The 25,250-nt window shown below is 59.6% G+C and carries 16 protein-coding genes; 12 read left to right on the forward strand and 4 right to left on the reverse strand.

Annotated features, from left to right (window positions below; all coding sequences use genetic code 11):
* Positions 1 to 177: 177 nt before the first annotated feature.
* The 3 genes from HF320_RS01280 to HF320_RS01290 all read right to left on the reverse strand — a co-directional run bounded on the left by HF320_RS01280 (position 178) and on the right by HF320_RS01290 (position 3,735).
* Complete coding sequence (locus HF320_RS01280; RefSeq protein ID WP_171022783.1) at positions 178 to 1,137, reverse strand: SPFH domain-containing protein; 960 nt, start codon at positions 1,135 to 1,137, stop codon at positions 178 to 180.
* A 184-nt stretch (positions 1,138 to 1,321) separates the two neighbouring features.
* A complete protein-coding gene (locus HF320_RS01285) occupies positions 1,322 to 2,851 on the reverse strand; it encodes a carboxypeptidase M32 (protein WP_169276722.1) in 1,530 nt (509 codons plus the stop codon).
* Positions 2,852 to 2,973: 122 nt separating this feature from the next.
* A complete protein-coding gene (locus tag HF320_RS01290; RefSeq protein WP_169276723.1) occupies positions 2,974 to 3,735 on the reverse strand; it encodes an IclR family transcriptional regulator in 762 nt (253 codons plus the stop codon).
* Positions 3,736 to 3,969: 234 nt separating this feature from the next.
* Here HF320_RS01290 and HF320_RS01295 point away from each other — a divergent pair, with 234 nt between their 5' ends.
* The 6 genes from HF320_RS01295 (at position 3,970) to HF320_RS01320 (ending at position 14,302) form a co-directional block, all read left to right on the forward strand.
* A complete protein-coding gene (locus tag HF320_RS01295; RefSeq protein WP_169276724.1) occupies positions 3,970 to 5,313 on the forward strand; it encodes a GntP family permease in 1,344 nt (447 codons plus the stop codon).
* Between the two features lie 30 nt (positions 5,314 to 5,343).
* Complete coding sequence (locus tag HF320_RS01300) at positions 5,344 to 6,261, forward strand: dihydrodipicolinate synthase family protein (RefSeq protein WP_169276725.1); 918 nt, start codon at positions 5,344 to 5,346, stop codon at positions 6,259 to 6,261.
* A gap of 71 nt (positions 6,262 to 6,332) precedes the next feature.
* On the forward strand, positions 6,333 to 8,333 hold the full coding sequence (locus HF320_RS01305) for a YjhG/YagF family D-xylonate dehydratase (protein WP_169276726.1): 2,001 nt from the start codon (positions 6,333 to 6,335) through the stop codon (positions 8,331 to 8,333).
* 1,317 nt (positions 8,334 to 9,650) lie between these two features.
* A complete protein-coding gene (gene pheS / locus HF320_RS01310; RefSeq protein ID WP_075844592.1) occupies positions 9,651 to 10,727 on the forward strand; it encodes a phenylalanine--tRNA ligase subunit alpha in 1,077 nt (358 codons plus the stop codon).
* A gap of 204 nt (positions 10,728 to 10,931) precedes the next feature.
* Positions 10,932 to 13,385, forward strand: coding sequence for a phenylalanine--tRNA ligase subunit beta (pheT, locus tag HF320_RS01315; RefSeq protein ID WP_169276727.1), 2,454 nt, complete (start codon positions 10,932 to 10,934; stop codon positions 13,383 to 13,385).
* Positions 13,386 to 13,480: 95 nt separating this feature from the next.
* Complete coding sequence (locus tag HF320_RS01320) at positions 13,481 to 14,302, forward strand: hypothetical protein (RefSeq protein WP_169276728.1); 822 nt, start codon at positions 13,481 to 13,483, stop codon at positions 14,300 to 14,302.
* A 103-nt stretch (positions 14,303 to 14,405) separates the two neighbouring features.
* Here HF320_RS01320 and pyk read toward each other — a convergent pair whose 3' ends face one another.
* Positions 14,406 to 15,866, reverse strand: coding sequence for a pyruvate kinase (gene pyk / locus HF320_RS01325; RefSeq protein ID WP_040221284.1), 1,461 nt, complete (start codon positions 15,864 to 15,866; stop codon positions 14,406 to 14,408).
* 538 nt (positions 15,867 to 16,404) lie between these two features.
* Here pyk and HF320_RS01330 point away from each other — a divergent pair.
* From HF320_RS01330 to HF320_RS01355, 6 genes are all read left to right on the forward strand, one after another.
* The gene (locus HF320_RS01330; protein ID WP_169276729.1) at positions 16,405 to 19,086 is read left to right on the forward strand and encodes a cation-translocating P-type ATPase; all 2,682 of its coding nucleotides are present in this window, start codon (positions 16,405 to 16,407) and stop codon (positions 19,084 to 19,086) included.
* A 9-nt stretch (positions 19,087 to 19,095) separates the two neighbouring features.
* Positions 19,096 to 20,274, forward strand: a complete 1,179-nt coding sequence (gene rsgA / locus HF320_RS01335; protein WP_169276730.1) for a ribosome small subunit-dependent GTPase A — start codon at positions 19,096 to 19,098, stop codon at positions 20,272 to 20,274.
* Between the two features lie 333 nt (positions 20,275 to 20,607).
* Positions 20,608 to 21,273 carry a Flp pilus assembly protein CpaB gene (gene cpaB / locus HF320_RS01340; protein ID WP_169276731.1) on the forward strand — a complete coding sequence of 222 codons (666 nt, stop codon included), beginning with the start codon at positions 20,608 to 20,610 and terminating at the stop codon, positions 21,271 to 21,273.
* Complete coding sequence (locus tag HF320_RS01345) at positions 21,270 to 22,892, forward strand: CpaE/TadZ family protein (protein WP_169276732.1); 1,623 nt, start codon at positions 21,270 to 21,272, stop codon at positions 22,890 to 22,892. The genes cpaB and HF320_RS01345 overlap by 4 nt, the downstream gene beginning before the upstream one ends.
* Positions 22,889 to 24,235, forward strand: coding sequence for a TadA family conjugal transfer-associated ATPase (locus HF320_RS01350; RefSeq protein WP_169276733.1), 1,347 nt, complete (start codon positions 22,889 to 22,891; stop codon positions 24,233 to 24,235). Before HF320_RS01345 ends, HF320_RS01350 begins: the two co-directional genes overlap by 4 nt.
* Before the next feature lie 146 nt (positions 24,236 to 24,381).
* The gene (locus HF320_RS01355; RefSeq protein WP_349290679.1) at positions 24,382 to 25,125 is read left to right on the forward strand and encodes a type II secretion system F family protein; all 744 of its coding nucleotides are present in this window, start codon (positions 24,382 to 24,384) and stop codon (positions 25,123 to 25,125) included.
* Positions 25,126 to 25,250 lie beyond the last annotated feature (125 nt).

Here is a 25,250-nt window from a genome sequence, read left to right on the forward strand (position 1 = left end):
GTTCACGGCGCGTTTTTAGCCTTCGTTGTGCGGGCGAAAGCTTGCGATGCTTTGTAAGATGACGGCGCTTGCCAGAGGGTATCGAGGGCCCTGCACTCGCATACATAAAAACACCCGCGCAGGGTACGGGTCCATACGCGGGTGAAAAAGGAGTATGTGATGGCGCGGTGACAGATGCTACTGCTGCGGGTCCACCGGAGGAACGCTTCCCTGGCGCGTGGCCTCGCTGGCGCATAGCATCTGCTCAAACATGCTCGATGCCTGCTTGTAGTCGCTTGGCAGCACGACGGTCGCGCTCTTGCCGCTCTTGGCAAACTCATTCATCATTTCGGTCCACTGTGTGAACATGAATAGCTGATTTGCCTCGTCGTTGCCCACGCCCGTCTCCTGGATGGTCTCGAGCGAATCCTTGATGCCCAAGGCGATTGCCTTGCGCTGGTTGGCGATACCCTCGCCGGCCTTCTCCATGGCCTCGGCTTCTGCCTTGGCTTCGGTCACGCGGCGGATGCGGTCGGCCTCAGCCAGGTCCTGCGCGGCCGCCTTGGTGCGCTGCGCGGCGTTAATCTGGTTCATGGAGTCTTCGACCTCATGCGGAAGGGCGATCTTGGTGATAAGCGTCGAGACAAGGGTGAAGCCGTAGGCGTCCATCTGCTCGGATACGGTGGCGTTTACGTCTTTTGCGATGTCGTCCTTCTTGGCAAAGACCTCGTCGAGGGTGTAGACGGGAATGGAAGAGCGCAGGGCGTCGGTGATGAAGTCGCGCATTTGGGCAACCGGCTGCTGCAACATGTAGTAGCTCTTGTAGACGCCGGACTGCTCGGGCGTGGCGCCAAGCTCGTAGCTCACGTGGTACTGCGCGGAGACCTCGAGGCCGATGGTTACGTTGTCCTCGGTCTTCACGTCGATGTCAAAGCCGTTTTTCATGGTGCGCAGGCTTACCGTGGCTGCCTTGCGGTCCACGAAGGGAATCTTGGCGTGGAAGCCCGCGCCCACAATCTTGTTGAACTTGCCCAGGCGCTCGATGATCACGGCGTGCTGCTGCTTGACTACGAAGAAGATATTGCCGGTGAGGGCAAAGACAACAAAGAGAAGGATAAGAATCCAAAGGATGCTGCCGAGGGCTGCAAAAATCATCATGTCTGTTCCTTAGAACGGGCCGATATTAGTCTCGATTTTACCCGATATAGCAGATGACGAGTCCCCGTTTCGGGTTAGCGCTATGCAAAGGGGCGCCCATCGCGGCGGCCGCCCGATGTCGGGCTTGCCGTGCGATGGGCGCGTATGGACGGGTAAGGACGAGGGGCGTCTTTGTCTGAGCAGCCTACAAGTTATACAGCGAGCGGAACTTCTCGTTCAGATAATCGCAGTAGAAGTGGGCGTCGAAGGGGGCACCGCACGCGTTTTGGATAAGTTCCGGTGCGTCCTTGGCGCGGCCCCATTGCCAGATCTTGTTGCCCAGCCAAGCGCGGACGGGCGTAAGGTCGCCTGCGGCGCAGGCGGCGTCGATGTCCACGCCATCGGCTTTCATGGCGGGCACGTACTGCGCGTCGTAGGCGCTGCCCAGGGCGTAGGTGGGGAAGTAGCCAAACGAGCCGCCCGACCAGTGGACGTCTTGCAGACAGCCGTGAGCGTCATCGGGAACATCGACGCCCAGGTACTCGTCCATAAAACGGCTCCACAAGGCGGGGATATCGCGGGCCGTTGCCTCGCCGGCAAAGAGCAGGCGCTCGATCTCATAGCGCACCATGATGTGGAGGGGGTAGGTGAGCTCGTCGGCCTCGGTGCGAATGAGCGAGGGGCGCGCGATGTTGACGGCACGATAGAGCTCGTCTTCGCTCACCTGGCCGTAGACCTCGGGAACGTGCTTGCGCAAGACCTGCAGCAGCGGACCCATGAAGGCGCGGCTGCGCGCCACGGTGTTCTCAAAGAAACGGCTCTGGCTCTCGTGGATGCCCATCGAGGTGCCACCCTCGAGGCTCGTGAAAGCGTAGGCGGGGTTGACGCCCAGCTCGTAGATGGTGTGCCCGGCCTCATGGACGATGGAGAACACGTTGGAGAGGGCATCGTCCTCATAGAAGTGCGTGGCGATGCGCGCGTCTCCGGTGGCAAAGCCTTCGGAGAAGGGATGCTCGGTCACGGCGAGTGTGGTGTCGGCAAGATCGAGGCCCACGAGCTTCATCAGGTCGAGGGAGAGGGCCTTTTGTACCTCGACGGGCACGTGCGCATGTGCAAAGGGGGCATCCGGCTGCTGGCCGCGCTCGCCAATCTCGTGCACGAGCGGAACCACGGTGTCTTTGACCTGGGCACAGAAGGCATCGAAGGATGTGGTGGAAAGGCCGCGTTCGTGTTGGTCGAGCCAGACGTCATAAGGATCGGCCTTGGGATTCATGAGTTCTGCCTGGTGCTTGAGGGAATCGACGATGCGATCGATATAGGGCTCGAAGCTCGCCCAGTCGTTGGCGACCTTTGCCTTGTGCCAAACGGCCTGTGCCTCGCAGGTCAGGCGGGTCCAGGCCTCGGCCTCTTCGGCGGGGATGGCCAGTGCCTCGTGTTGATCGCGCGCGAGGACGCGCGCCTCGGCACAAAGCTGCTCATCTGCGATGTTGCTGGATTCTACGGCATCGAGCAGGTCTTTTACCTTTTTTACGGAGGATTTCTTGGTGAGCAGCTTGTGATATTCGCTTGCAAGCGTGCCCATCGCCTCGGTGCGTGCAGCGGCGCCGTTCTCGGGCGCGATGGTAGCGCCATCGAACTCAGCGATCTTCATCAGGTAGCTGCGGCACCAAAGCTTGCGCTCAAGTTTGCGCACGGAGGCGGCAGCCTTTTTGGTTTGATTTTTCTTTTTTCCCATGTTCACTCCCGTCGTGTGATGTCATAACACACCAAGTGTACCCACAGACGAGCTGGCGTGCGGTCGAGTGCCCCGGTCATTCTCCGAGCGGAAATACACGGCGGGGTGCCGTGCGCCGCGGGTTAGGCGTGGACGCTTTCGATTCGTCTACGCGCGTCGCTGAGAAGCGATTCAATGAGCGCACGCTTTTCGCCGTCGAGGCGGTAGGAGGGTGTGGTGACGCTCATGCCGTATGCCACGGTCCCGTTGATGTGGATGGGCACGGCGATGCAGGTCACGCCGTCGGTAATCTCTTCAAAGTCGGTGGCAAAGCCAGTGCGGCGCACCTCGACCAGCTGGTTCCAAAACTCATCGATGTTTTTGAGGGTATGCGCGGTGTAGGCGGGGAATGTCTCGGGCAGTAGCTTTTGGACCTCATCACGGTCCGATTCGGAAAGGATTGCCTTGCCAATCGCCGTGCAATAGGCCGGAAAGACCTTGCCGACATCCGAAATCAGACGGATGGGAGCGGGGGATTCGACCTTGGCAACATAGGCGACGTTTGAGCCCTCGAGAATGCCGAGCTGACAGGTCTCGCTACAGGCGTCGACGATGCGATGCATCTCCTCGGTGATAAACTGAAGCTCAACGTCTGAGCGCCCATACACCTTGCCTGCGAGGTAGGTGTTGACGCCGATGCTGTAGCGGCCAGTTATGGCGTTGCATGAAACAAAGCGCATGTGCTCCATGGTGTGAAGCATGGGGGATAGTGTTCCTTTAGGAATGTCGACCAGGCGCTGGAGCTCGGTAAACGTGAGGCCATCTTCATGTTGGGAGAGAATGCTGAGCAGAGTGAGCACGCGATAAGTCGTGCGATGGAGCTTGGTAGATTCGTCGGTTGTCATGAATGTTTCCTCTTTAGAGTGCAGCGGAACCGTCCCTGCCCAGAGTGTCGGGGGCTTTACTGGCCAATACTAACTCAAACCGCATCAGTTCGAATATACAAACTGAGTTTGCCATTTGCAGCCAAAAAATTACCGTTCATCTAGAAGCACCATCGCCATGCGAGCGAAAAAATGTAGAGTTTGAATTGCACCGAACACAGTTCGATATATCGAACTAGCGAAGGAAGGATGGATATGTTCGGATCCTCAGCTGGCCTCATCATTGCGGCGCTTATTGGCATCGCTGTGATTGTGTGCCTCATCGTGTTTGCCAAGGTCCACGCGTTCTTGGCCCTCATGCTCGGTTCGTTCGTCATGGCGATTCTCGCCGGCGTTCCGCTGACCGACTCGTTTACCTCGTTCACGACCGGCTTGGGCAGCACGGTTGGTAACGTGGGCGTTCTTATCACCTTGGGATCGATGATTGGCGTCTTGCTTACCAAGACCGGCGCGTCCGATCAGATCGTCGACACGATCGTTGCCCATTCCTCCAAGAAGGCGCTCCCCTGGGCTATCGCAGCTGTCGCCTTCATCATGGGCATCTCGCTGTTCTTTGAGGTCGGTCTGGTTCTTATGATCCCGGTGGTCATGAGCCTCGCCAAGCGTCAGAATATGCCTGCTATCGCTTTGGGTATTCCCGCTATCGCTGCGCTCGGCTGCCTGCACGGTTTTGTTCCGCCGCACCCCGGCCCGCTGACCGCTATCTCCTACCTCAATGCTAACCTGGGCATCACACTTGCTCTCGGCTTGCTCATTGCCATTCCCACCACGATCATCTCCGGTCCGTTGGTTGCTAAGTGGATGGCCAAGGCTGTGCCCGTCAAGGCAAACGAGGCCTATGCTTCGAGCGACACTTCAATCGCTGTCGAGGACCGTCCCTCCTTCCTCGCTTCGCTCATGATTGTGCTGCTCCCCGTTATCCTCATGCTCCTGAACGCCGTGTTCGAGCTTACCGGTCTTGATATCCCCTATGTCACCACGCTCGTTTCGTTCTTTGGCAGCTCGGTCGTGGCTCTGCTTACCGCTGTTATCTACGGCGTGTTTGCGCTCGGCCTCAAGGGCGGTCGTTCCTTCAAAGAGGTCAACGGCCTGCTCGGTGGTTCCTTCTCCTCCATCGCCGGCATCCTCATGATCGTTGGCGCTGGCGGCGGCTTCAAGCAGACCCTCGTTGACTCCGGCATCGCCGACGTCCTTGGCAGCTATCTCGTCGAGCTCGCTGTGCCCATCTTCGTCTCCGCTTGGCTGATCGCCGTGTTCATTCGCCTGGCAACTGGTTCTGCGACGGTTGCAACCATCACCGCTGCTGGTATCATCGCCCCGCTTGCTTCCTCTTGCACCACCGCTGAGCTCAGTCTAATCGTCCTCGCAATCGGCGCTGGCTCCATGTTCTTCTCCCATGTCAACGATGGTGGCTTCTGGATGGTTAAGGAGTATTTCGGGCTTACGATGGGTCAGACTTTTAAGACTTGGTCGTTCAGCTGCACGCTCATCTCCGTGATCGGTCTTATCGGCGTGTGCATTCTCAGCCTATTCGTCTAATGACACCGTATTGTTTGGAAAGTAGTACCTATGCGTAAACCAGAATTCATCGTCCCGGTCGTCACGGTCTTTGACGAACAGGGCCAGGTTGATCTCGAGGCCAACATCCAGGTTTGGAATGGGCTCATTGAGCGCGGCGTTGACGGCATCCTGCTTCACGGCAGCAACGGCGAGTTCTTCACCCTCTCTGCTGCCGAGCGCACTCAGCTCATCGAGGCGGCGGTTGCCGCAACCCGAGGCAAGGTTAAGCTCATCGTGGGCACAGGCACTAACGCGGTTGACGAAACCGTGGCGCTCTCGAACCGCGCCCTCGAGCTTGGCGCCGATGCTGTGATGGTCATCACCCCGTTCTACTTTGGCCTGGGGCACCAGGGCATCGTCGAGTACTTCTGCGCTGTTGCCAGCCAGATCGAGGGCGACGTCATGCTCTACAACTTCCCGGTTCGCACCGGCAACGACATTGACGCCGACGCTGTGCGCCAGATCGTGACCCGCTGCCCCAATGTTGTGGGCATCAAGGACACGGTCACCGACATGGGTCACACCCGCGCCATCATCGAGACCCTGGCAGACGTCGCGCCTGAGTTCATCGTATACTCCGGCTTTGACGAGAACTTCGCCCACAACGGCCTTGCCGGCGGCAACGGCTGCATCGCGGCACTCGCCAACATCTACCCCGAACTGACCCATGCTTGGGCCGAAGCTCTGGGCTCTGCTGACTGGGAGCTCGTGGAGAAGATCCAGCACGTGATCGACAAGCTTGCCGACGTCTATACCGTCGCGCCTCTGTTTGTCCCTGCGGTCAAATACGCCATGTCCGTTCGCGGCCTGCCCGTCAAGCCCATCTGCCGTTCAACGGTCCTTGAACTCACCGATGACCAAAAAGCGCAGGTCGAGGCTATCCTCGATAACGCGCGCCAGATCATCGAGAGTCAAGATCTTTTGTAAGCGCTTCGCATCCGTTTGATTTTGAGGGAAATCCTGGGCCTTGGACGGGCCCGGAAAAGAAGGGAAGCAATATGTCTACGCTCGATTCCATTTATTCCGATCAGCTTGAGGGAATCTACGATTCTCCTACGCATGCTGAGGGTGCCAAGGGTGAACTGCCCCTGACTGAGGAGATTCTGCGCGAGCGCCCCTCCGGCGATATGTTCGGCATGACGCTGAACGCCGGCATGGGCTGGGAGCCCAGCGAGCTTGCCAACGACGGCGTCATGATGATCTCCACGCTCGCCGGCATTCGCTCCACCGATGGCAGCCCCAAGGCGCTTGCTCTTCACACCGGTGGCTATGAGCTGGGAGTTCAGCTTGAGGCTGCAGCTGAGGTTTTCCGCGAGAACAACAAGCTGCCCTATGCCACGTTTGTCTCCGACCCCTGTGATGGCCGCACTCAGGGCACCATCGGCATGTTTGACTCGCTGCCGTATCGTAACGACGCGGCTGTCGTGTTCCGTCGCCTTATCCGCTCGCTTCCGACCCGCAAGGGCATTCTCGGCGTCGCGAGCTGCGACAAGGGCCTGCCTGCAACCATGATGGCGCTCGCTTCTCAGCATGATTACCCCGTCTGCCTGTGCCCTGGCGGCTCCACGCTGATGCCGACCTGCCACGGCAAGGACGACCCGGGCGAGGACGCTGGCACCATCCAGACCATCGGCGCCCGTTTTGCCTATGACGAGATCTCGCTTGAGTATGCTCGCCGTCAAGGCTGCCGTGCTTGCGCATCCGCCGGTGGCGGCTGCCAGTTCCTCGGCACCGCTGGCACCTCTCAGGTTGTCTCTGAGGGCCTGGGCCTTGCCATCACCCACTCCGCGCTCGCTCCCTCGGGCACCAAGATCTGGGAGGACATCGCTCGCGCTTCCGCTCGCGCACTCGTTACTCAGATGGACAAAGGCATCACCGCTAAGGACATCATCACCGAGGCATCGGTGCGCAACTCGATGATCATTCACGCAGCATTCGGTGGTTCCACCAACCTGCTGCTTCACATCCCGGCTATCGCCTTCGAGGCCGGCGTCAAGCGTCCGACCGTCGACGACTGGGCCGAGGTCAACAAAGCCGTTCCGCGTCTCGTCTCCGTCATGCCCATCGGACCCGTGCACTATCCGACCTCCATGGCGTTCATGGCAGGCGGCGTGCCCGAGGTCATGTTGCTGCTCCGCAAGCACTTCCCCGGCCTGCTCGACGAGTCCGTTATGACCGCTACCGGACAGACCCTCGGTGAGAACCTCGATTGGTGGGAGAATAGCGAGCGCCGCCAGCTCGTCCGTCAGCACCTCAAGGAGACCACGGGTGTCGATGCCGACGAGATCATCAAGACCCCCGAGGCTGCCAAGGCTGCCGGCATGACCTCCACGGTTACCTTCCCCAAGGGCAACATTGCCCCCGAGGGCTCCGTGGTCAAGTCGACCGCTATCGACCCGCGTGCCATCTCTGAGGACGGTTTCTATCGTCACACCGCTCCCTGCAAGGTGTACCCGTCCGAGAAGGCCGCTATGAAGGCCATCAAAGAGCATGAGGTCGTTCCGGGCGACATCATGATCGTCCTAGGCGTTGGCCCCAAGGGTACCGGCATGGAGGAGACCTACCAGCTCACCTCCGCGCTCAAGAAGGTGCCCGAGGGCTACAAGATCGCGCTGATTACCGACGCACGCTTCTCCGGCGTCTCCACCGGCGCATGCTTTGGTCACGTTGGACCCGAGGCTCTTGCCGGCGGCCCGATCGGCAAGCTGCGCGACGGCGACGTCGTCGAGATCATCGTCGACACCAACGCGCTCGAGGGCTCGATCAACTTCATTGGTACCGATCCCGAGAATCCGATTTCCTATGAGGAAGGCGCCACTGTCCTCGCAGGTCGTGAGACCGATCCGCGCGTCATGGAGGACGAGGACCTGCCCGACGACACCCGTTTGTGGGCTGCGCTGCAGGATGTTTCCGGCGGCACTTGGCAAGGTTGCGTCTATGACACCGACAAGATTGTCGAGGTCATCAACGCTGGCAAGAAGGCGCTTGCCGAGAAGTAATCTCTCGCTTCGCCCCCCTCTTTGGGGCTTGAGACTTGTCCAAAAGTCTTTCTCTCTCTTGAAACGGCGAGTCGCCTTATGCGGCCCGTCGTTTCTTTGTGCGTGGGGACGGAGGCGCGGGGCGTGCGCCCACGTCGGCGTCCCTCGCGGCTTCCAGCCTTTAGAGCGAGGCTCGTATTCCCGTGACGGTGCCTCTAGTACCTGCCTGATCCAAACGCGTGGATTTTTACGCGGCACCGTGCCCGACCTGTGCTATCAATTTGGCAAAAGTGTTGACTGAGAGGGTTTTTGTCCGCCGTGCCGGGTTTAGAGAAAAGAGGCCACAGGCTGCAAGTCCCTTCGCCTTGGCAAGGACAATGCGTCACTCCCATCATGTGATGTCGAAACACACCAAGTGTGCTCACAAGCGAGCCTGGCGTGTGCTCATGAAGGCGCCTAATCCCCGGGCGGACGGCTAATGCGGCTTGAGATGGCAGAAAAATCAAAATATGTACGATTGGAGGCTGACTTTTGTCGTGTATAGAGGCAGGGGGGCGGGTTACTGGCTGACCGCCTTCATGAACGCTGTTCATGAAGGCGGTCAGGGCGTTAGAAGGCTTTTTGAGTACTTTTGAGACGGCCGACATCGTACATACTTTGATTTTCCCGCCATTTTGACCAAGGGTCGCCGCTCAAATTCTCGAATCTGGATCATCTGGCGTTTTTCTATGCAAAACGATGACGTTTTTATTCATTTTAGAGGGCTCATCGCCCGAGTCCCCCGTCCCGTTTCCGCGGTCGGATGATGTCGTGGCGGGTCCAAGGGAGCTGGGGTCCATGCACTGGTAGAAGGGAGCGGCCCCGCCGAAAAGAAGTGCGAATGCGATGGCGCCGAGGGTGGTGCCTGCGAGCGCGCCCATAGCGACGAAGACGGCTGTGAAGTCCAAGACAAATCCGAGCGCGTCGCGCATTGCGGCGCACCCGCGAATTCCCTTGTGCTATCATTTTGGCCAATGCGTTGACGGAGAGGGTTTGGTCCGCCGCGCCGGGTTTAAGAGAGAAGAGGTCATGGGCTGCGAGCCTCTTCACCTTGGCAAGGGCTAAACGTTCACTCCCGAGCAGCGACCTGAACGGGCATTGCCTGAGTAGGGGAGCCGTGAGCCTCGCGACAAGAGGTCAAAAGAGGGTATGCCGGGCAAAACATCCGGTTGCCAAACAAGGTGGTACCGCGGAATTCAACCGTCCTTGGGTAAGCGAGAAGCGCCCAAGGACGGTTTTTTATTGCCGAGTGCGGGCGGGACGGGGCATGGGCCCCGTGCAGACAGGAAAGGAAGATAGATGAGTCTGATCGATGATCTGGCCAAGCTCGAAGCGGAGGCAAAGGAGCTTATCGCCAACGCCGACGACGCCGAGAAGCTCGAGGCCGCCCGCGTGGCCCTGCTCGGCCGCAAAGGTCGCGTGACCGGCCTCATGCGCATGATGGGCAAGCTCTCCCCCGAGGAGCGTCCCGTGATGGGCAAGCGCGCTAACGAGATGCGCCAGCTGGTTGAGGGCTTGTTCGAGGAGCGCAAGGCCGAGATGAAAGCTGCCGCCCTCAAGCACGCGCTCGAGCACGACGCCGTGGATATCACCCTGCCGGGCATCCGTCCGCAGATTGGTCACCAGCACCTCATCAAGCAGATCATCGAGGAGGCAGAGGACATTTTCTGCGGCATCGGCTACACCGTTGAGTCTGGCCCGCAGGTCGATACCTCCTACTACAACTTCACCGCGCTCAACGCCCCCATGGACCATCCCAGCCGCTCGGCACGCGACACCTTCTACGTGGTCGACAACAATCCCGGTAGCGTGGCGCACCCCGAGGCCCACGCTCATGGCGAGTCCGACATCCTGCTGCGCACCCAGACCTCGGGCGTGCAGATTCACACCATGGAGAGCCAGAAGCCGCCCATCTACATGATCTGCCCGGGCACCGTGTACCGCCCCGACACGGCGGACGCCTGCCACCTGCCGCAGTTCAACCAGATCGAGGGCCTCGTGGTGGACGAGGGCATTACCTTCGGTGACCTCAAGGGCACGCTCGATTACTTTGTCAAGTGCATGTTCGGTGAGGATCGCAAGACGCGCTATCGCCCGCACTTCTTCCCCTTCACCGAGCCTTCCTGCGAGGTTGACGTGAGCTGCCACGTGTGCGGCGGCAAGGGCTGCAACTTCTGCAAGCATTCCGGTTGGATTGAGATTTTGGGCTGCGGCATGGTCGACCCCAATGTGCTTATCAACTGCGGCATCGACCCCGAGAAATATACCGGCTTCGCCTTTGGCATTGGCGCCGAGCGCGTGGCGGCACTTCGTTACGACCTGCCCGACCTGCGCACGCTGATGACGGGTGATATGCGCTGCCTCAACCAGTTTTAGGTTGACTTGTCCCGGCGGCTTCCCGAAGCACCGCACCTTGCCCTTCAATCGTCGGTCGCGTACCTAAGTACGCTTCCCTCCTCTTTCAGGGCAATCTGCGGCACTTCGGAAAGCCGTATACCTGGTTGATTGTTCTAGTTGATTTTGTCTTTGCTGCTGTAATTCACTCCCATGCGTATGGGGTTAGATAAAAAGGAGAGCTAAATGCGCGTTTCGTACGACTGGCTCAAGACTATGATCGATGCGCCCGAGAGCCCCAAGGAGCTTTCGGACGAGTATATTCGCACGGGTACCGAGGTCGAGGCTATCGACGTTGTGGGCGAGAGCTTTGAGCATGTGGTCACGGCTCAGGTGCTCGAGAAAACGCCACATCCCGATAGCGACCACATGTATGTGTGCAAGGTCTCTGTGGGCGACAAAAACGTCGACGCCGAGGGCAACCCCGAGCCGCTGCAGATTGTTTGCGGCGCCCAGAACTTCGAGGCCGGAGACCATATCGTGACCGCCATGATTGGCGCCGAGCTGCCCGGCGGCATCAAGATCAAGAAATCCAAGCTCCGTGGTGTCGCGAGCTTTGGCATGAACTGCTCGGCGCGCGAGCTGGGCATCGGCGGCGACCACGCAGGCATCATGATCCTGCCCGAGGACGCTCCCGTTGGCATGCCCTTTGGCGAGTACTATGGCTCGTCTGATACCGTGCTTGATTGTGAAATCACGCCCAACCGCCCCGATTGCCTGTCCATGATTGGCATGGCGCGCGAGACGGGCGCCATCTTCGATCGCGATTACCACGTGGAGCTGCCCGCCATCAAATCCAAGACCGGCCGTGCGACGGCAGACGAAATTTCCGTCGAGATCGCCGACGAGGGCCTGTGCGATCGCTATGTCGCTCGCATCGTGCGAAACGTGAAGGTTGGGCCCTCGCCCGATTGGATGGTCAAGCGCCTGAACAGCCTGGGCATTCGTCCGCATAACAACATCGTCGACATCACCAACTACGTGATGATGCTCACCGGTCAGCCGCTCCACGCCTTTGACCTCTCAACCTTTGCCGAGCACGATGGTCATCGCTCCGTGGTGGTGCGCGCTGCCAAACAGGACGAGACGTTCCAGACCCTCGACGGCGAGGAGCGCGTGCTTGACGCCGGCATGGGTCTCATCACCGATGGCGAGCGCCCGGTGGCTCTCGCAGGCGTCATGGGCGGCATGGACTCTGAGATTACCGACGCGTCGGTGGACGTGTTGGTAGAGAGCGCCTGCTTCAACGCCGGCCGCACCAGCCATACAAGCCGTGACCTTTCGCTTATCTCCGATGCCTCCATTCGCTTTGAGCGTCAGGTGGACGAGACGGGCTGCGTCGACGTTGCCAACGTGACGTGCGCCCTCATTGAGGAACTCGCCGGCGGCGAAGTTGCCCCCGGCTATGTGGACGTGTATCCCGCTCCCAAGACCATCGATTCCATCACCCTGCGCTATCAGCGTGTTCTCGATATCTGCGGCGCTCCTATCGAGCGTGACTTCGTGGTGCGTTCGTTGACGCGTCTGGGCTGCACGGTTGAGGAGACGGGCGAAGATTACCTGGTCACGCCTCCGAGCTTCCGACCCGATCTTCCGCGCGAGATCGACCTTATTGAAGAGATTTTGCGCCTGTGGGGCATGGGCCGTGTGGAGGCCACGATCCCTGCTGCCAAGAATCACATTGGCGGCCTGACGCACGAGCAGCAGCTTACGCGCAAGGTTGGCCAGATTCTGCGCGCCTGCGGTCTTAACGAGACCACGACCTTTGGCTTTGCTGCCCCGGGTGACCTCGAGAAGATCCATATGTCCGCCGATGGTCGCGGTGTGCCTGTCGTACTCATGAATCCGCTGGTTGCCGAGCAGACCGAAATGCGCCGTTCGCTTCTCCCCGGCCTGTTGCAGTCTGTTGCCTACAACGAGGCCCATGGCACGACCAACGTGCACCTGTATGAGATCGGCACTCTTTTCCATGGCCGCGAGAACGCGAGCCTGCCGCGCGAGACGCAGTCCGTGGCAGGTGTGCTTACGGGTTCCTGGACCGATCAGACCTGGAATAACACTGTTGATAAGCTGCGCTTCTTTGCCGGTAAGGGCATTGTCGAAGAACTTCTTGAGCAGCTGCGCGTCCCTAAGGTGCGCTTCCGCGTGGCCGAGGGCGAGGGCTACGACTTCTTGCAGCCGGGCCGTGCCGCCGAGGTTCTTTCTGGCGGTACCGTGCTGGGCTGGGTGGGCGAGATTCACCCCGAGGCGCGCGAGGCCATGAATATCAATCAGATCGTGGTTGCCTTCGAGCTTGATCTTGACAAGCTCATCAAGGGAGCGCATAACCAGGAGAACTATCATGAGTTCTCGCCGTTCCCGGCTGTCCAGCACGACCTTGCCATCGTTGTTCCCGACGAGGTGACCTGCGAGGACCTGCTCCAGCGTATCACGAGCGCCGGTGGCAAACTGCTCGAGAACGTGCGCCTGTTCGACGTCTACCGCGATCCCATTCGCGTGGGCGTGGGCAAGAAGTCCATGGCGTTCTCGCTGACGTATCGCTCCGACGACCATACGCTTACGAGCGACGAGGTCGAGCGCGCGCACGGCAAGATCGTCACCAAACTGTGCAAGGCAACGGGCGGCGAGGTTCGCAGCTAGTCTGGCACATGTTGCGATAGATGTATTTGGAGCACCCTGAATTTAGGGTGCTCCCTTGTTTTACCTGCGGACATGTTGATTGAGGGGTAGCTTTCTTGCCAAGTTGGAACATACATATCGCCGAGGCCGAAAAGCTCCTTGCGCGCGACGGCTCCGTGGCGGCACTCGTGCGCGATCGCAATGCCTTCTTGTTTGGCAGCGTGGTTCCCGATGTCCCCGTGGGTTATATGGTGCCGGATATTGCCGACCCCATCCCGTATCGCATCACGCATTTTGCCGAATCTGAGCCTATCCCTAAGCCGCGTGCGCACGAGTTTTGGGATGGCTACGTGGTGCCGCTGCTGCACCATGCTGGCTGCGGCTCATGCGTGGAGACGACCACCATCGCTCAGGAGCGCGAACGCGTGAATCGCGTGCACTATCCGCATCGCTATGATGGCGTGCCGGACCTGCCCGCTGTTTCGCCTGCAGAATTCTCGACGCAGCCCGACGACGTAGAACAGTCCCTGTTTGACCTTACGCTTGGCACGTGGGTGCACTTGCTTGCTGATAACATCTGGAACACCCGCGTAAACGAATATCTTGCGGCGCAGGGCGGCAAACCCAGTGAGGAATTTCGCATTAAGAAACAGGGCGATTTCGATTGGTTTGGCAAAACGCTGCGTCTCGAAAGCATCGTGCGCGCTACGCCGCGCCTTAAGGCTGCGGCGGCTGCCTTTGCACAGTATTCCATTTCGAGCGACGATGTGCTCAAGACCGTTGGCGTTATTCACGAGGTGGTGCGCGAGAATCCCGGTCGAGCGGAGCATCCGCCGTATCGTCTGCTTACCGAGACGTTTTTTAGCGAGACGTTTTCCGAGGTATTGGATACAACGGAGCGGCTTATTTCCGAGGCACGGCAGAAGATGAGCTGCTAGCTAGAATAGCGGGCGCGGTAAGGCAATGGTCTAAATGAAAAGGGGTCCGGAAGGAATTTCCTTCCGGACCCCTTACTGCGGGTGCAGGGTGTTGCAGGCGCGATTATCGGACCTGAGCCACGTAGGCGACGTTCGTGGAAGAAAACTTGCCCTCTGCCTGGACGCACATGCGCGGATCGCCGGCGGTTGCCACGGTGAGCTCGCCCGGATTGACGTAGCCAAGCTCCTTGGCGGTCTCGATTGCCTTCATGATGGTGCCGTTAACGGTACCCTGCGTGATAGCGGCAAGGTGCGGCTGCACGCCCCAGTACATGATCATCTGCTGGACGGCCCACTCATGGCGGGAGAATGCGCAGATGGGCATATTGGGACGGAAGTGCGAAATCAGGCGTGCCGTACGGCCGGTGGTGGTAGGAACGGTGATGCACTTGGCGCCGATGGTGGTGGCCATGTTGACGGCAGAAAGACCCACGACGTTGTTGACGGCGCGCGTGGTCGAAGCGCCCTCGGGCACGACGAGCGGAGCGTGATCAGCCAGGTACTTCTCGGTCTCGAGCGCAATGCTGGCCTGCATCTTCACTGCCTCGACCGGGTACATGCCGGCAGCGGACTCGCCGGAGAGCATGACGGCGTCGGTGCCATCGTAGATGGCGTTTGCGACGTCGGCAACCTCGGCACGGGTCGGGCGCGGGTTATGCTGCATGGAATCGAGCATCTGCGTAGCGGTGATGACGGGCTTGTAAGCGTCGTTGCACTTGCGGATGATCTCTTTTTGGATATGCGGCACCAACTGCGGGGCGATTTCGATGCCCAGGTCGCCGCGGGCAACCATGATGCCGTCGGAAGCCTCGAGAATCTCGTCGAAGTTCTCGACGCCCAAAGCACACTCGATCTTGGGGAAGATCGTCACGTGCTCGCCGCCGTTCAGGACACAGAGCTCGCGAATTTCCTCGACTGCCTTACCGTCGCGGATGAAGGAGGCAGCGATGTAGTCGATGCCCTCCTTGAGACCAAAAAGGATGTCTGCGCGGTCGCGCTCGGTGATGGCGGGCAGGCTGATGTTCACGTTGGGCATGTTGACGCCCTTGCGCTCGCCGATTTCGCCGCTGTTCTTGACGATGCAGTGGATGTCGTTACCCTCGACGAACTCGACTTCAAGACCGACCAGTCCGTCGTCGATCAAGATCGTGGATCCCTTGGTGACTTCTTTGGGGAGGTTGAGGTAATCAAGCGAGATGTGCTCGGCGGTGCCGAGGTTGTCCTCGGTGGTCGGGGCGGCGGTTACGATGATGGGGTCGCCCTCGGTGACAGTGACCTTCTTGTGGTCTTTGAGCAGACCGGTGCGAACCTCGGGGCCCTTGGTGTCGAGCAGGATGCCGACGGGCTGGCCGAGCTCTGCGGCAAGACGGCGCACACGCTCGATGCGCTCGTGATGCTCCTCGTAGGAACCGTGAGAGAAGTTAAAGCGGGCGACGTTCATGCCGGCCTTGATCATTTCGCGCAACGTATCCTCGTTGTCGCAAGCCGGGCCCATGGTGCAGACGATTTTCGTACGTTTGAACATGCATACCTCCATAGAAGTCTGTGCCGATGCTTCCACTTTGAAAACAGTATACGACAGGATGTTGCTTTCGATTACGAAAGAATCCGAAACTTACAAACTCTCCTACCTGCAGAAATAATAAATGAAACGAAAGAAATTAGCTTCGTTACGAAGCGCGTTCGCTGAGAAGAAAGGAACGCGTACGCAGGGGAAACGGGTCTGGGGCATCGAGGCGACCTGGATGCGCTCGAGCCGCCAGGGAATGCAGACTTTCGGAATAATACGGTACAAATAGCGCAACAAAACGATGTTTGCCCTGCGTTAGGCTTCGATAAAGAAAATGAAGCAAGGTGGCGCTGCGGTAAGGATGTCGATGAAATTGCGGAGCCTGGACGATGTCTGCCGCTTGGCACAGCGCGTCTTCGACCTTTTGGGTACTATAAGAGGACTGCAAATCGCTGCTAAGCACGGCAGCCTTGATGAGCCCTTGCCCTTCTCCTGGGAATTATGATCGGGCATCAATCTGCTTGGCAGCTCAATCATCCCAGGAGGGGAATCTATGCAACGTGAATACTTGGCCGACGCCAAGGACGTGCTCGATGCGCAGGCAACGAGTGCTGAGGACGGCCTGACCTCTGCTGTCGCTGCCGACAGGCTGCGCCAGACAGGCCCCAACAAACTTGACGAAGCGGCTCCTGTTCCGCTGTGGAAGCGCTTCTTTGAGCAGATGGCAGATCCTATGGTCATCATGCTTATCGCGGCAGCTGTCATCTCGGCTCTTACCGGCTTGGTGAAGGGCGAGGCCGATTTTGCCGACGTGATTATCATCATGTTCGTCGTCGTAGTGAACTCCGTTCTCGGCGTTGTGCAGGAGGCGAAGAGCGAAGAGGCTTTGGCTGCCCTTCAGGAGATGAGTGCGGCCCAGTCCAAGGTCATGCGTGACGGAAAGCTGTGCCATCTGCCGAGCGCCGAGCTCGTTCCTGGCGATATCGTGCTGCTCGAGGCCGGCGACTCGGTGCCTGCCGACTGCCGTGTGCTCGAGAGCGCCACGATGAAGATCGAGGAGGCTGCGCTTACCGGAGAGTCCGTGCCTGTCGAGAAGCACGCTCGCACGATTGAGCTTGCCGCCGGTGCCGATGATGTGCCGCTCGGCGATCGCAAGAACATGTGCTATATGGGTTCTACGGTGGTCTATGGCCGTGGTCGCGCCGTTGTGGTGGGAACCGGCATGGATACAGAGATGGGCAAGATCGCCGGCGCCCTCGCCGATGCCAAGGAGGAGCTGACGCCCCTTCAGGTCAAGCTGGCCGAGCTCAGCCGCATCCTCACCGTTATGGTTATCGTTATCTGCGTCGTTATCTTTGGCGTGGACATCCTCCGCCATGGCGTGGGTAACGTCATGGCCGATCCGACCGCGCTGCTCGACACCTTTATGGTTGCCGTCTCGTTGGCCGTTGCCGCAATCCCCGAGGGTCTTGTTGCCGTTGTGACCATCGTGCTTTCGCTCGGTGTGACCAAGATGGCCAAGCGCCAGGCGATTATTCGCAAGCTCTCTGCCGTTGAGACCCTCGGCTGCACGCAGACTATTTGCTCCGATAAGACGGGTACCCTTACCCAAAACAAGATGACCGTGGTCAAGCACGAGCTCGCTGCTCCCGAGGAGAAGTTCCTTGCCGGCATGGCCCTGTGCTCTGATGCCACGTGGGATGAGGAGCTGGGCGAGGCCGTGGGCGAGCCCACCGAGTGCGCTCTGGTAAACGATGCCGGCAAGGCAGGCCTCACGGGCCTTACTGCCGAGCACCCGCGCGTGGGCGAGGCGCCGTTCGACTCGGGCCGCAAGATGATGTCCGTTGTGGTGGAGACCCTCGATGGTGCTTACGAGCAGTACACCAAGGGCGCGCCCGACGTTGTTTTGGGCCTGTGCACTCATATATATGAGGGCGATGCCGTCGTTCCGCTGACCGACGAGCGCCGCGCGCAGATCGCCGCTGCCAACAAGTCCATGGCCGATGAGGCTCTGCGTGTCCTTGCTCTGGCAAGCCGTTCGTATGATGAGATTCCTGTCGATTGCTCCGCCTTGGCCCTTGAGCACGACATGGTGTTTTGCGGCCTTTCGGGCATGATCGACCCGGTCCGTCCGGAGGCAGCCGCTGCCATCAAGGAGGCTCATGCCGCGGGTATCCGCACCGTTATGATTACTGGTGACCATATCGATACCGCTGTGGCTATCGCCAAGCAGCTGGGCATCGTTACGGATCGCAGCCAGGCCATCACCGGCGCCGAGCTCGATCGCATGAGCGAAGAGGAGCTTGACGCCCACATCGAGGACTTTGGCGTATACGCACGCGTTCAGCCCGAGCATAAGACGCGCATCGTCGAGGCGTGGAAGAGCCGCGACCAGATCGTGGCCATGACCGGCGACGGCGTGAACGATGCGCCCTCCATCAAGCGCGCCGATATTGGCATTGGCATGGGTATCACCGGCACCGACGTGACCAAGAACGTGGCCGATATGGTGCTTGCCGACGACAACTTTGCCACCATCATCGGTGCTTGCGAAGAGGGCCGTCGCATCTACGACAATATCCGCAAGGTCATCCAGTTCCTGCTCTCGGCAAACCTCGCCGAGGTCTTTAGCGTCTTTATCGCCACGCTCATTGGCTTTACCATCTTCCAGCCGGTACAGCTGTTGTGGGTGAACCTTGTGACCGACTGCTTCCCGGCGCTGGCGCTTGGCATGGAAGAGGCCGAGGGCGACGTTATGAAGCGCAAGCCCCGTAATGCCAAGGACGGTGTCTTTGCCGGTCACATGGGCGTGGACTGCGTTGTTCAGGGCCTGATCATCACCGTACTGGTGCTCGCGAGCTTCTTTGTGGGCGTCTACTTTGATATGGGCTACATCCACATCTCCGATATGATTGCGGGCAATGCGGACGAAGAGGGCGTCATGATGGCGTTTATCACGCTCAACATGGTCGAGATCTTCCATTGCTTCAACATGCGCAGCCGTCGCGCTTCCCTGTTTACTATGAAGAAGCAGAACAAGTGGCTGTGGGCCTCTGCCGCGTTGGCGCTGGTGCTGACGGTGATCGTGACCGTGCAGCCGACGCTCGCCAATATGTTCTTTGGCCCTGTGACGCTTGAGCCTAAGGGCGTTATCGCCGCGCTGGCCCTGGCGTTCCTGATCATCCCCATCGTGGAGATCCAGAAGGCCATCATGCGCGCTATCGAGAAGGAGTAGGAGACACACATGGGCAAGGCAAAGAAGCGAGCGGGGTTGGCTCGTCGTTCGCGCGAGGTGTCGCGGGAGCAGGCCTGCACTGTCGCCGATTTGCCCGCCCTCGAGTCTTTGCGTGACGTTCCCACGTTTGAGGATATGGGGGCAGATGCTGTTCAGGCTGCCGCGTTCGAAGCATGGGTTGCCGATGCTGCCCGTCGTGACGAACAAGCTGCCTCCGAGATGCACCTGGGCGTTGTCGTGCGCCTGGATCGCGGGTTTCCGCTGGTAGCCTGCGTCGGTCAGACCTTGCGTGCCGAGCATGCCGTGGGTTTTGCCAAGGCGCACAGCGACGAGCAGGTGCTTTTGCCCGCCGTAGGCGATCGTGTTGTCGTTCGTATCTCTGCTGGTCACGACATGGGCGTGATCGAGCACGTGTTACCGAGGCACAGCTCTTTTGAGCGCTGGCGCGGCAAGAAACGCGGCGAGCGTCAGGTGCTTGCGGCGAACATCGACGCTATCTTGGTCGTGCAGGCGTTGGGCTCTGTGCGCGATACGCTTGAGCTGGTGTGCGACCGCATTGCACGCTCCATGGTGTTGGCACTCGATTGCGGGGTTGATCCTGTGATCGTGCTTACCAAGGCGGACCGCTGTGACGACGTCGAGCTCGAGTGCGTGGTGCGGGCGGTTCGACAGCTGGTGGGGCCGCAGATGCGCGTGCTTGTTACGTCTTCGGTAGCAGGGCAGGGTGTCGATGAGGTGCGCGCCTGCGTTCCAGCGGGTTCCTGTGCCATGATTTTGGGCGAATCGGGGGCTGGCAAATCGACGCTTCTTAACGCCCTGCTTGGCCATGAGGCGTTGGAGACCGGAGATGTGCGTGAGCGTGATGACGCGGGCCGTCACACCACGGTCGCCCGCGTTATGGTCTCGCTGGGTCACGATGCGGGTGTCATCGCCGACGCTCCGGGCTTGCGCAGTTTGCCGCTTGTCGGTCATGAGCGGGGGCTGGCAAAGATGTTTCCCGAGATTGTCGAGGCAGCTCGTGCCTGTCGCTTTAACGATTGCACGCATACCCATGAGCCGGGATGCGCGGTGTGCGAAGGCGTTGAAGAGGGCACTATCGAGCGTATTCGTCTGGATGAGTTCCTTTCGCTTGCGCGCGAGATGCGCGTGAGCGCTCAGTCACTCGATCCGGATATTCATTTAGGGTAGAGTGCGGCGCCGATTGGCGCACATGTACATAGCTAAGAAAAAGGCCGCCGTTTTGGCGGCCTTTTTCTTAGCGCGATTGTTTGAAGGGCATCGATGCTGGTCGATGCTCTTTTTTATGTTTGTGGGGCATGTTTGGTGCCCTGGCGCCGCGAAGGTATCGCACAAGTGTCGCGGCATTCTCCCCTCAAATCTAACAAGGCGTGTGAGAAATGGGGGAGAGATTTGTAAGGCCGTGATTTGACTTCTCATATTGATTACGGCGCATGCCAGGTTCCTGAGCACAATCGAGATAGCAAAGACACGGGTCTTTGCTGCAAGCATTTGGGGGTGGCGATGAGAAAGAAGGCGCGTGTTGTCGTAAGCGTTGCTATGGGCTTGCTTGCTGCTGTGTTGACCTGCTGGTATGTGACTTCGGTGCGTGAAGAGGCCCAGGTGAGGCAGCGCGAGACGATCGAATCGTACGGGGGAGACGTGACTCGGGTTTGTGTTGCCACCCGTGATATCGAGCCGGGCGAGCGAATCGATGACGGGAGCGTTGCCGTTGAGGATTGGGTTTCGAGTCTGCTGCCCTCGGATGCATTTACGTCGATGGAGGAGGTCTCCGGAAAGACGGCGACCTCGCGCATACCCAAGCGTGCTGTGGTAAGCGCTGCGTACTTTATCGAGAAACCGGTGGGCTCATTGGAGGTTCCAGACGGAATGGTTGCGGTGTCGGTTGCAAGTGATGAGGAGCATGCCCTGGGCGGGGCGATCAAAGCGGGGGATCGCGTGGATGTCTATGCTTCGCGCGACTCCGTGGCAGACCTGTTGCTTTCGGCGCAGGTGCTCGATACGAGTTCGGAGCGTCTTGGGGGCGCTGCGTTGAGCTGGGTAACGCTTGGGGTAGAGCCTGAGCGGGTGCCGGAGCTTTTGGCGGTGACCTCTCAAGGGATGGTGACGATTGCAACAGGCGGTGCTTTCTCTTCGGGGGCCGCTTCAGAAAAAGGAGGCACGTCATGAGTTCGGTGTGGCTGCTGTGCGCCGCGAGATCCAATGTGCGCGAACTGACGGAGGAAGTCGAACGCCGGTGTCCTCGCGCGCGGCTGATGCGCATGGGGTGCGAACAGGGCATATCCGACGTTGCTCGGGTGCTATCGCAGGTGGCGGTGGGGGCGGCTGTCTCGTTTGACGAGCCGGCGACGGCGCAGCGCGTTGTGCGCGAGCTTGTCGGCGCGGGCTGGAGCGCTCCGATTGTGGTTCTTGTTGCGCGCAAGGATGTAGAAGCGGCGGCGCACCTGTTTGCCGCGGGCGCTACGGAGGTGATTGCAGCAGAGGGCGCGGCATGTGATTCACCTATATCAAGGGCAGAGACGAAGGATTGTCCCAAAGACGCAGGGGTGGCCGCGTCCCCTGCTGGAACTCATGAAGAAGTAGAAGTGCACCCGGCGGAGGCGGATGAACTTGGGGATGTGCCCGAATGGCAGATCGACCGTTTTGCGGCTGATCTGGAGGAACCGCCATGGGTCGAGCCGCATGGTGTGACGGGGCCGTTTCCCGAAAGCGGGGGCATGGCGTCCCATGTGCGTGAGGTCGACGAGAATTCGCACAGCGTGGCGACGCCGATGGCGGTGCCTGCCTTTGCAAAGATGACTGTGGGAGATGAACTGCCTGAAGAGGGGGCAACGGAGCCTGATTCGGTGGATGGCAAGCAAGCTTGCGAGCGGGAAGCGGTGTCTTCCGCGCACATGGGCACGGTTCTCGAGGAGAAGATTGCAGCCCCTGTCTCCATCTCTTCTGGCGGGGCGCCGCTTGTCACGGTCATATCCGGAAGGGGCGGAGTGGGCAAGACCACGTTGACCGCTGCAATGGCGTTTGCTGCGGCGTCGATGGGATTGCGCGCCGCGGTGCTCGATTTGGACCTGATGTTTGGAAATATGTACGACATGGTGGGAGTCGATGAGCCAAATGACCTGGCATCTCTTGCTGTGGAAGACCCCGATTTTAAGGGGATTGAGGCTGGCGCTGAGGCAACAGCCATGCGCGTGGCTCCAGGGGTGACCTTGTGGGGGCCGGCGCTTTTGCCCGAGCGTGCCGAATTGCTTTCGGGTCCTGTGGAGCGGCTGATTGGGCTTTTGCGACAAGAAGCGGACATTATCTTTGCCGATACTTCGACGTTTTGGGGTGATGGCGTTGCCTGTGCTGTCGCGCAATGCGATCGCTGCATTGTCGTTGGACAGGCAGGGTGCGCGTCTTCGGCGGTTCGTGCGATTGAGCTGGCAAGCCGAATCGGCGTGGCAAAAACAAAGATGACGTCGGTGTTCAATCGGTTTGGACGCGCGGGCAATCAGGAGGAGCAAGCGCTTCGCTTTGAAATGGCGATCTCGTTGCGTTCTCGCATGCGCGTATCCGAAGGCGGCGATGCCCTGGAGCAAATGCAGGCGTTTGGTCGCTTGGGGGAATTTGTAGCACAGGAGTCGGCCTTTTCTCGTGATGTGACAGAGCTTGTGCGTTGTGTGGCAAAGGAGCTCGGTTGCGACATTGGAGCATGGGAGCAGGCTTACCAGGCGCGAACCCAGCAGGCAAACGGGCGCGGGCGCCGACGCTTTTTGCGCAAAAAACAGCGGGGTGAAAAGTCATGAGCGTGTTGGAGCGCGTTCGACGTGCCGAGTCGATTCCGAGCGCATCTTCGCCCATGCCCTTGCGTTATGCGGAGCTAAAACGAAGCGTAAAGCAAGAGATGCTGGAGCGCGTGGGCTATGACGAGGTGTCGCGAATGGCTGCGGCTGTTTCGTCGGAACGCTCGCGCGAGGAGTTGCGCCCGGCAATCGAAGCCGTGCTCAACGCGCGAGAGACGGTCTCGTTGACGGCACAGGAGCAAACGCGGATTGTCCGTGAGATTCTCGATGACGTGGTGGGACTCGGCCCCTTGCAAGAGTTGCTAGATGATGACAGCGTGAGCGAGATCATGGTCAACGGGTGCGATGCGATCTTTTTCGAACGCGCGGGAAAGCTCTATCCGATGCACGACGTATTTGCAGACGATGAGCAAATTCGCGTGATCATCGACCGGATTATCTCGCCATTGGGTCGCCGTATCGATGAGCGGAGTCCTATCGTGAACGCTCGCCTCCCAAGCGGGTATCGCGTGAATGCAGTGATTCCGCCCATTGCAATTGACGGGCCGGTGCTCACGATTAGGAAGTTTTCTGACCGGATCACCTCTTTGGGCGAGCTGGTGGAATTGGGCTCTTTGCCTTCGTGGTATGCGCAGCTGCTTTCTTGCGCGGTTTCGTTGCGACAAGATTTGGCGGTTGCCGGCGGCACGGGATCGGGTAAGACCACGCTGCTCAATGCCCTTTCCTGCGAAATTGATTTGGGTGAGCGCATCGTGACCATCGAGGATTCTGCGGAGCTTAAATTTGCGCGTCATCCCCATGTAGTGCGCCTGGAGGCTCGCACGGAGTCGATAGAGGGCAAAGGCGAGGTGAGCATCAGGCAGCTGGTGGCAAACGCGCTGCGTATGCGCCCCGATCGTATCGTGGTGGGTGAGGTGCGCGGCGAAGAGTGCATTGACATGCTGCAGGCCATGAATACGGGCCACGATGGCTCGCTCACCACATTGCATGCGGGTACGGCGCGCGAGGTGATTGTGCGCCTAACGCTGCTTTCTCGTTATGGCATCGATCTTCCGGGTGATCTGATTGAGGAGCAGATTGCCATGGCGCTTGACGGAATCGTTATGTCGCAGCGCATACCGGATGGACGGCGCTTCGTGTCGTCGTTTACGGGCGTGACACGCGCCCCGGAAGGCGGCGTGCAGTTGGAGGAGTATGTCTCGTTTGATCCGGCGACAACAACCTGGTTGCTCTTGCGAGAGCCGCCGTTTATTGCAGAGGGAGTGCGCTCTGGCGCGATTGCTCGGGAGGAGGTCGAGCGATGGAGATCCTTGTGTCCGCGGGAAGCGGAGCCCTCGTATGCCTAAGCGTTTGGATAGCGCTTGGGACAACTGCCGGTAAGCCTGCTCTTGCATGGGGATCGAAGCCGTCTTCGTTACGTGCGTGGTGCCGGTCTTTGGGGTCGTTTGGTTTTGCGCGACGGCTGAGGTTGCTCCCGGGGGTGGAAGGGGCGGTGAACGAGATTGAGGAACTCTCATGGCGCGGCAAGCGTCCCTTTGCACTGTATTCGTTTACCGAGCGCCTGGGCGCTTTTGTGCTGGTTGTCTTTGCAGCTGGGGTGCTCGGTCTTCTCTTGGCGTGGTCGCCATGGGGCGTGCTGTTTGCGATTGTACCCCCGGTTGTTCTGTGCTTGGTGCGCTCTCGTCGTTTGCGCGATCGCGCAAGAAGACTTGAAGTTGCCATGCCAGAGGCTTTTGGCTCCCTTGCTATCTCGCTTGCTTCGGGCTATTCGCTTCCACAGGCGATGCGATTTGTCGGGGCGCGTTCGGCGGAACCTATTCGGACGGAGTTTATGCGCGTCTCGTTTGCAGTGGACTGCGGTGTGCCCGCAACTGAGGCGCTCGATGCCATGCTCGAACGCCTCGATGCCCCTGGCCTCGAGCTTGTTGTTTTGGCTCTCAAGGTATCCAAACGCACGGGAGCCCCTTTGGGGGAGTTGCTGCGCGAAGCGGCCCAGCTGTGTCATGAGCGACTGGAGCTCAAGCGCATGCTGGATGTAAAGACGTCGCAGGCGCGCATGTCTGCCCGGCTTGTTGCGGGGATGCCAGCGGCGATGGTCGCGTTTTTGACACTGCTGTCGACGGATTTTAGGGCAGGTCTTGCAACGACCGTGGGGGCAATGTCGATCGCTGTGGCGTTGACGCTCAACGCCGGTGCTTGGGTGACTATTCGAAAGATCATGCATGTGGAGGTGTAGGCATCGTGTCGGTGGATGCTGCGATGTTGCTGCTTGTGGGTAGCGCATGGGGCGCATGCGTTTGGGCGGCAGGTGGCCTTATGCCGTCTGATGTTCGGCGGTGGTTGCTGGCTTTGCGCTCGAGG

Origin of the sequence: Collinsella acetigenes, assembly GCF_012844445.1 — a bacterium.
Classification (GTDB): domain Bacteria; phylum Actinomycetota; class Coriobacteriia; order Coriobacteriales; family Coriobacteriaceae; genus Collinsella; species Collinsella acetigenes.

Bases quoted from the DNA above. Each gene is read 5' to 3' on its own strand.
- HF320_RS01280 (WP_171022783.1), bottom strand. From the start codon at position 1,137: ATGATGATTTTTGCAGCCCTCGGCAGCATCCTTTGGATTCTTATCCTT.
- HF320_RS01285 (WP_169276722.1), bottom strand. From the start codon at position 2,851: ATGGGAAAAAAGAAAAATCAAACCAAAAAGGCTGCCGCCTCCGTGCGC.
- HF320_RS01290 (WP_169276723.1), bottom strand. From the start codon at position 3,735: ATGACAACCGACGAATCTACCAAGCTCCATCGCACGACTTATCGCGTG.
- HF320_RS01295 (WP_169276724.1), top strand. From the start codon at position 3,970: ATGTTCGGATCCTCAGCTGGCCTCATCATTGCGGCGCTTATTGGCATC.
- HF320_RS01300 (WP_169276725.1), top strand. From the start codon at position 5,344: ATGCGTAAACCAGAATTCATCGTCCCGGTCGTCACGGTCTTTGACGAA.
- HF320_RS01305 (WP_169276726.1), top strand. From the start codon at position 6,333: ATGTCTACGCTCGATTCCATTTATTCCGATCAGCTTGAGGGAATCTAC.
- pheS (WP_075844592.1), top strand. From the start codon at position 9,651: ATGAGTCTGATCGATGATCTGGCCAAGCTCGAAGCGGAGGCAAAGGAG.
- pheT (WP_169276727.1), top strand. From the start codon at position 10,932: ATGCGCGTTTCGTACGACTGGCTCAAGACTATGATCGATGCGCCCGAG.
- pyk (WP_040221284.1), bottom strand. From the start codon at position 15,866: ATGTTCAAACGTACGAAAATCGTCTGCACCATGGGCCCGGCTTGCGAC.
- HF320_RS01330 (WP_169276729.1), top strand. From the start codon at position 16,405: ATGCAACGTGAATACTTGGCCGACGCCAAGGACGTGCTCGATGCGCAG.
- rsgA (WP_169276730.1), top strand. From the start codon at position 19,096: ATGGGCAAGGCAAAGAAGCGAGCGGGGTTGGCTCGTCGTTCGCGCGAG.
- cpaB (WP_169276731.1), top strand. From the start codon at position 20,608: ATGAGAAAGAAGGCGCGTGTTGTCGTAAGCGTTGCTATGGGCTTGCTT.
- HF320_RS01345 (WP_169276732.1), top strand. From the start codon at position 21,270: ATGAGTTCGGTGTGGCTGCTGTGCGCCGCGAGATCCAATGTGCGCGAA.
- HF320_RS01350 (WP_169276733.1), top strand. From the start codon at position 22,889: ATGAGCGTGTTGGAGCGCGTTCGACGTGCCGAGTCGATTCCGAGCGCA.